At 63.3% G+C, this 7,654-nt stretch carries 7 protein-coding genes; 6 read left to right on the plus strand and 1 reads right to left on the minus strand.

Going from position 1 to position 7,654, the window contains the following annotated elements:
- Positions 1-88: 88 nt before the first annotated feature.
- Positions 89-1,945: a quinoprotein ethanol dehydrogenase gene (gene exaA / locus ACE04F_RS28050; RefSeq protein WP_486110852.1), complete on the minus strand. Its 1,857-nt coding sequence runs from the start codon at positions 1,943-1,945 to the stop codon at positions 89-91.
- 251 nt (positions 1,946-2,196) lie between these two features.
- Between exaA and pedF the strand changes: the two genes are divergently transcribed.
- The 6 genes from pedF to ACE04F_RS28080 all read left to right on the plus strand — a co-directional run.
- A complete protein-coding gene (gene pedF / locus ACE04F_RS28055) occupies positions 2,197-2,658 on the plus strand; it encodes a cytochrome c-550 PedF (RefSeq protein ID WP_486110854.1) in 462 nt (153 codons plus the stop codon).
- A 5-nt stretch (positions 2,659-2,663) separates the two neighbouring features.
- Positions 2,664-3,539, plus strand: coding sequence for a substrate-binding periplasmic protein (locus ACE04F_RS28060; RefSeq protein ID WP_486110856.1), 876 nt, complete (start codon positions 2,664-2,666; stop codon positions 3,537-3,539).
- Between the two features lie 10 nt (positions 3,540-3,549).
- Positions 3,550-4,305: a quinoprotein dehydrogenase-associated SoxYZ-like carrier gene (locus ACE04F_RS28065; RefSeq protein ID WP_486110857.1), complete on the plus strand. Its 756-nt coding sequence runs from the start codon at positions 3,550-3,552 to the stop codon at positions 4,303-4,305.
- 16 nt (positions 4,306-4,321) lie between these two features.
- Positions 4,322-5,260 carry a quinoprotein relay system zinc metallohydrolase 1 gene (locus tag ACE04F_RS28070; RefSeq protein WP_486110859.1) on the plus strand — a complete coding sequence of 313 codons (939 nt, stop codon included), beginning with the start codon at positions 4,322-4,324 and terminating at the stop codon, positions 5,258-5,260.
- 137 nt (positions 5,261-5,397) lie between these two features.
- Complete coding sequence (locus ACE04F_RS28075) at positions 5,398-7,173, plus strand: PQQ-dependent methanol/ethanol family dehydrogenase (protein ID WP_486110861.1); 1,776 nt, start codon at positions 5,398-5,400, stop codon at positions 7,171-7,173.
- 234 nt (positions 7,174-7,407) lie between these two features.
- The coding region (locus ACE04F_RS28080) for an aldehyde dehydrogenase family protein (RefSeq protein ID WP_486110863.1) at positions 7,408-7,654 on the plus strand (247 nt) is incomplete at its 3' end.

Consider the following 7,654-nt stretch of genomic DNA (forward strand, 5'->3'; position numbering starts at 1 on the left):
GCATTGATATTGACTGGCACTGCGCTTTCGCGAGCAGGCTCGCTCCCACAGGTATTGTGATGTAGGTCAGATCCCAGTTGGGTCAGGGTTATTTCTGCGCCGTGGCCTTGTCCCAACTCGGAATCTTGAACACCCAGAACGAGCCACCCTGGGCCACCGGTTTGGTCAGCTCGGCCATGTCGCCGCCCCACAACGGCACGGCGCCGCCATAACCGACGGTCACGCCGATATACTGCTCGCCGTCCTGTTCCCAGGTGATGGGCGGGGAGACGATGCCGCTGCCGGTCTGGAACTTCCACAGCTCCTTGCCGGTTTTCGCGTCGAAGGCCTTGAAGAAACCGTCACCGGTGCCGGTGAACACCAGGTTGCCCTTGGTCGCCAGCACACCGGCCCACAACGGCAGCGGCTCCTTGTGCTCCCACACCACCTTGCCGGTGGTGGGGTTCATCGCCCGCAGGCTGCCGACGTGATCGTCGTACATGCGCTTGATGCGAAAACCCATGCCCAGGTAGGCCGAGCCTTTTTTGTAGCTGACCTCCTCGGTCCAGTACTCCTCCTTCCACTGGTTGCCCGGCACATAGAACAGCCCGGTGTCCTGGCTGTACGCCATGGGGTTCCAGTTTTTTCCACCCAGGAACGGCGGCGAGACCTCCACCGGTTTGCCCTTGGTTTCGCCTGGCAACGGCTTGGCCGGACGCTGGCCGGGGTTTTCCACGGGGCGACCGGTCTTCAGGTCGATGTGGCTGGCCCAGGTGATGTTGTCGACGAAGGGGAAAGCGTTCTGCAGCTTGCCGTTGTTGCGATCCACCACGTAGAAAAAACCGTTGCGGTCGGCGTGGGCGGTGGCCTTCACCTGTTTGCCGTCCTTGTCCTTGTAGTCGAACAGCACCAGCTCGTTGTTGCCGGAGAAATCCCAGGCATCGTTGGGCGTGTGCTGGTAGAACCACTTCACTTCGCCAGTGCTTGGATCGACGCCCACCTGGCCCGAAGTGTAGAGACTGTCGTAGTCATGCGGGTTGCCGTCCTTGGCGGTGCGCGCCCAGGTGTTCCAGGGTCCGGGGTTGCCCGCGCCGACGATGATGGTATTGGTCTCGGGGTCGAAACTGGCGCTCTGCCAAGGCGCGCCGCCACCGTGGCTCCAGGCCTCGACCTTACCGGTCTCGGTGGTTTTGTCGTCAGGCCAGGAGGGCGCCTTGACGTCGCCGGTCGGCGTGCTGTCCTTGCCGTTGAGACGGCCCATGTGGCCTTCGACAAACGGCCGCATCCAGACTTCTTCACCGGTGTCCGGGTCGCGGGCGAACAGTTGCCCGACGACACCGAACTCGTCGCCGGAGCTGCCGTGGATCAGCAGGACCTTGCCGCTGGCCTTGTCCTTGATCAGCACCGGGGCGCCGGTCATGGTGTAGCCGCCGGCGTGGTCGCCAAACTTCTTGTTCCAGACCACCTTGCCGGTGTTCTTGTCCAGGGCGACCACTCGTGCGTCCAACGTCCCGAAGTAGATCTTGTCGCCATAAATGGCCGCGCCACGGTTCACCACATCGCAGCACGGCCGGATGTTGTCCGGCAGGCGGTGGTTGTAGGTCCACAGGCGCTTGCCCGTCCTGGCGTCCAGGGCGAATACCCGGGAATAGGAGCCGGTGACGTACACCACCCCGTCGCTGACGATCGCCTGGGATTCCTGGCCGCGTTGTTTTTCGTCGCCAAACGAGTAGGACCAGGCCGGGGTGAGCTTGAACACGTTGTTGTCGTTGACCTGGGCCAGCGGGCTCCAGCGCTGCGCGTTGGTGCCCATGCCGTATTGCAGGACGTCCTTCGTCGTCAGGTGATCGTTGGCGATGTCTTCCCAGGTGACGGCGGCGTGCGCCTGCGGCCCCAGGGACAGGCCGCCGGCGAGCAGCAAGGCAGCGCTCAGGGAGGAGAGGGCAGGTAGCGTTTTTATTGTCATGGTGGGATTTCCCAGTGAGGTTTTGGCCTGACTAGGGTCGGTCTCGCAAGCGTTGTCCGATACGGAAAAAGTCCCGCCTTTGCCGGGAACATTTCCCAAACCGCCTGTCTTTGCGACTTGCGTCGGATGGCCCGCTACCAAGGAACTAGACCGCGGCCACCAAAGCAGCATTCGGCCGGCGGCGAGCGCTTCCTAAGATGACGGCACGGCCTCTGCGAAGAGGTCTTGCGTGCAATTTCGAGGGCATAACAATGACAACAAAACGCAACGCCATCATCGCTAGCGCATTGCTGATAGGGCTGACTGGCGCTGGCTCGGTATGGGCCCATGGCAACGTAGTGCCCCAGGCAGTGGAAACCCAAGGGCTGACGCCGATCAAGGACACCAACCTGCCATTGGATGCCGACGGCTGGGCGGCACAGAACCCGTATCGCAATGCTCCCGAGCGCGAAAAAGCCGTGGAGATCGGCGCCTCGGCCTACAACCAGAACTGCGCGGCCTGCCATGGCCTGGAGGCCAAGTCCGGCGGTATTGCCCCGGACTTGCGCATGCTCGACGCCGCCGAGGCTGGCGATGAATGGTTTGTCGAACGCGTGCGCCATGGCGCGGTGCGCGATGGCCGGGTGTATATGCCGAAAATGGCCGATTACCTGAGCCAGGAAGCCCTGTGGGCGGTGCGTACCTACCTGGACAGCGTGCACGTCGAGGAGTAATTGCCATGCGCCTGTTCGCGTGGGTGATGTGCAGCCTGCTGCTGTGTGGCCAGGCGGTGCAGGCGCAAGTGCGCAGCTATGACCAGATGATCGCCGCCGGTGAATTGAAGGTCGCGGTCTACAAGGACTTCGCTCCCTACAGCTTTGAAGACCAGGGCCAGCCGCGGGGCGTTGACGTGGAGCTGGCGCAGGCCCTGGCCAAGGCCCTGGGCGTACGGCTGAAACTGCTCTGGGCACCGCCCGGCGAAAAGCTCGACGACGACTTGCGCGACTACATCTGGCGCAGCAGTCCGCTGCACGATCGGCAACTGGCCGATCTGATGATGCGAGTGCCTTATGACCATGACTATATGCAAAGGCGCAACGACGTTGGCGAGCTGGAGAACGCCCAGGTCGTGATGTTCGGTCCGTATCAGCAGGAATGCTGGCAAGTGGCGTACGACCGGCGTCGACTGGACTCGGTGGGCAGCGTTGCGGTGTTCCAGCAACACCCCATTGGCGTTGAAGTCGACAGCGTGCCGTCGTTCTACCTGACGTCTGTGTTCAACGGCATGCTCAGTGCCAAGACCCGCCATTACCCCAGCGTTGCCAAGGCCTTCGGGGCCATGCAGGCCGGGGAGGTCGATGCCGTCATGGCGATGCGCGGGGAAATCGACTGGCAGGTGCACCGGACAGCTGATCCGCAATTGGCCCTGGCAGAGAACGCCTATCCGAACATGGGCAAGCAGCGCTGGGAAATCGGCATGGCCGTGCACGAAAGCAATCGGCAACTGGCCTATGCGGTGGAGGAAGCCTTGGAAGCGTTGATCCGCGACGGCAGCCTCAAGGCCGTGTATGCCCGCTATGGCCTGCGCTACGAAGTGCCGGAAATGTATCAATAGGAGCGCAGCGATGAACTGGCGAACATGGGGCCTGTTGTGGTGTTGCCTGCCGTTGATGGCGAGCGCGATCGAGCCGGGAAAGGACCCGGTGCCTTCGGTGATGTGGGCTTTCTATCACAAGCAACTACTGGCGGACGCGCCGTTCGTGTTCGACCAGCGAGTCCGGCTGCTGGCGCCACCGTTTGCCGAAGACGCGCGCCAGGTGCCGCTGGAAATCGATGCCCGCGCCTTTACCGGCGATGTCGTGCGTATATTGGCCTGGGCCGAACTGAACCCGTTGCCGAAGATTGTCGACTTCCAGCCCATGGAACGGGTGCTGCCCTGGCTGTCGATCCGTATTCGCATCGAGCAAGCCACGCCATTGCGTGCGGCGGTGCAGACCCGCGACGGGCTGTGGCACGTCGGTTCGACGCTGATCGACGCGGCGGGTGGCGGTTGCACCGCGCCCAGCGTCGTGCGCACCCAACCGGGTTGGGAGGAACACTTGGGCGAAGTGCTGGGCGGCCGCTACCCGCGGGGCGATTCGAGTCGCCTGCGTCTGCAGGTTGCCCACCCCATGGACAACGGCCTGGTCAGCGGCATCCCGGAGTTTTTCCTCAACCAGGCACGGCTGCTGGATGCCGACGGCAAGCCGTTGGCGCGCCTGGAGCTGTTTCCGGCGGTCAGCGAAAACCCCTCCCTGGGCTTCGACATCCAGGGCCCGGGACAGACCCGCCTGTTGCTGCGCGACAACAGCGGCAACGAGTTCGACGCAGCCATTCCCTGACCATAAGGAGCACGCCATGCGCTGGTTGTTGCTGATCTGTCTTGGGCTGTGCCTGCCGGCCTGGTCCGCCACCGAGTATTCGCTCAAGCCACGGCAGATCGCCGAGGGCACGTGGCTGCTGGAAGGCAGCACGGATAATTTCGCCAAGGCCAACGGCGGCAATATCGTCAATACCGCGTTCATCGTCACCGAGGCCGGCGTGGTGGTCATCGACACCGGACCGTCGAAGCGCTACGGCGAGGCGCTGCGCCAGGCCATCGCCGCAACGACTGACAAGCCGGTGATCCAGGTGCTGCTGACCCATCATCACCCGGACCATGTGTTGGGCAACCAGGCCTTCAGCGATGTGCCCATCGGGGCGCTGCCCGGCACCAGCGATCTGCTGCGACAACAGGGCGACGCAATGGCGGAAAACATGTACCGGTTGGTAGGCGACTGGATGCGTGGCACCGAGGTGCTGCTGCCGACGCAGGCGTTGAGCCCCGGCACGCTGCAGGTGGGTGAGCATTCGTTGCGCTTGCTGGCGCTGGCCGGACATACCGGGGCGGATCTGGCGATCCTTGATGAAACCACGGGCGTGCTGTTCGCCGGCGACCTGGTGTTTTATGAGCGAGCGCTGACTACCCCGAACAGCCCCGGCCTGGAGATATGGCTCAAGGATCTGGACACCTTGCAGGGCCTGCCATGGAAGCAGATCGTGCCGGGTCATGGTCCGCTGGCGGCGGATGCCCGGCCGTTCGCGCAGATGCGCGACTACCTCGGCTGGCTCGACCAACTGATGCGCGACGGCGCGGCCCGGGGCGACGACATGGCCGAGATGATCCGCAGCCCCATCCCCGAGCGCTTCGCCGCGATCAGCCTGAGCCGTTATGAGCTGATTCGCAGCGTCAGCCATCTTTACCCGCGTTATGAGCGGGCGGGGATGAGGCGAGTGGACAGCCAGAACCCTGACTGATCACTCACCCCCACATGTACCAAGGAACTAGAAAACTCAACACTGCGGGCAATTGTTGGCGACGGCGCCGAGCCCAAGAATCCGTGGCAGACCGGGAAAATTTCCCGGGTATAACAATAACCGCAGAGGTAGCCGTCATGACTCATCCCGCACGTCGCCAATCCTTCGCCGTGAGCCTGCTGCTCAGTGCCATGCTGCTGTCCGGCTCGGCCTTGGCCGCCGTGACCGACCAGGAAATTCTCCAGGACCCGAAAAATCCGCAGCAAGTCGTGACCAACGGCCTGGGTGTGCAGGGCCAACGTTATAGCCCGCTCGACACCCTCAACGTGAACAACGTCAAGGACCTGCGGCCGGTCTGGGCGTTTTCCTTCGGCGGCGAAAAGCAGCGCGGCCAGCAGGCCCAGCCGATGATCAAGGACGGGGTGATGTACCTCACCGGCTCCTATTCGCGGGTGTTCGCGGTGGACGCACGCACCGGCAAGAAACTCTGGCAATACGATGCGCGCCTGCCCGATGACATCCGCCCCTGCTGCGACGTGATCAACCGTGGCGTAGCGCTGTATGGCGACCTGGTGTTCTTCGGCACGCTGGACGCCAAGCTGGTGGCCTTGAACAAGGACACCGGCAAGGTGGTGTGGAGCAAAAAAGTCGCCGACCACAAGGAAGGTTATTCCATCAGCGCCGCGCCCTTGGTCGTCAATGGCAAGCTCATCACCGGCGTGGCGGGCGGCGAGTTCGGCGTGGTTGGGCAGATCAGCGCCTTCGACCCGAAAAACGGCGAGCTGCTCTGGACCCGGCCGACCGTGGAAGGCCACATGGGCTACGTCTACAAGAACGGCAAGGCCGTGGAGAATGGTATCTCCGGCGGCGAGGCCGGCAAGACCTGGCCTGGCGATCTGTGGAAAACCGGCGGTGCCGCGCCTTGGCTGGGCGGTTACTACGATCCGGAAACCAATCTCCTATTGTTCGGTACCGGCAACCCGGCCCCGTGGAACTCACACCTGCGCCCTGGCGACAACCTCTATTCCTCGTCGCGCCTGGCGCTGAACCCGGACGACGGCACCATCAAGTGGCACTTCCAGAGCACGCCGCACGACGGCTGGGACTACGACGGCGTCAATGAGCTGATCTCGTTCAACTACAAGGACGGTGGCAAGGACATCAAGGCGGCGGCGACGGCCGACCGTAACGGTTTCTTCTACGTGCTCGACCGCACCAATGGCAAGTTCATCCGTGGTTTCCCGTTCGTCGACAAGATCACCTGGGCCTCCGGCCTGGACAAGGACGGGCGTCCGATCTACGTAGACACCAGCCGCCCGGGCGCACCGGGCAGCGAAGCCAAGGGCAGTTCGGTGTTTGTTGCCCCGGCATTCCTCGGCGCGAAAAACTGGATGCCGATGGCCTATAACCAGGACACCGGTCTGTTCTACGTGCCGTCCAACGAGTGGGGCATGGACATCTGGAACGAGGGCATCGCCTACAAGAAAGGCGCGGCGTTCCTCGGCGCCGGGTTCACCATCAAGCCGCTGAACGAGGATTACATCGGTGTGCTGCGGGCCATCGACCCGAAGACCGGCAAGGAAGTCTGGCGCCACAAGAATTTCGCGCCGCTGTGGGGCGGGGTGCTGACCACCAAGGGCAACTTGGTGTTCACCGGTACGCCTGAGGGTTTCCTGCAAGCCTTCAACGCGAAGACCGGGGAAAAAGTCTGGGAATTCCAGACCGGTTCCGGCGTGCTTGGCTCGCCGATTACCTGGGAGATGGACGGCGAGCAGTACGTCTCGGTGGTCTCCGGCTGGGGCGGCGCGGTACCGCTGTGGGGCGGCGAAGTGGCCAAGCGCGTGAAGGACTTCAACCAGGGCGGCATGCTCTGGACGTTCAAGTTGCCGAAAGAGTTGGTGGCCAAGCGCTGAAACAGTTTTGGCAGATGTAGAACCTGTGGGAGGGGGGGGGGGGGCGAAGGGGCCAGAACATCTTGCATTGATGTTGCTGATCCGCCGCCTCCCCCCCCCCCCCCCCCCCCACAAACCTACGACCAAATAACGAGAGCGCCCCCTGCCAATGACGCATTCGTCCACCGCGTGGGGCTCTCTACCATCGGCCTATCGCCTGTCCCGCGACAGGCATCGACCAGGCAGAGGCCCATCATGATCTACGCACAACCCGGAACCCCAGGCGCCGTCGTTTCCTTCAAACCGCGCTATGGCAATTTCATCGGCGGCGAATTCGTTCCGCCGGTCCACGCTGAGTACTTCACCAACACGTCGCCGGTCAACGGCGAAGTCATCGGCGAGTTTCCGCGCTCCAGTGCCGCCGACATCGACAAGGCCCTCGACGCCGCCCATGCCGCTGCCGATGCCTGGGGCAAAACCTCGGTCCAGGATCGCTCACTGG

The organism is Pseudomonas sp. AGC41 (genome assembly GCF_057334555.1).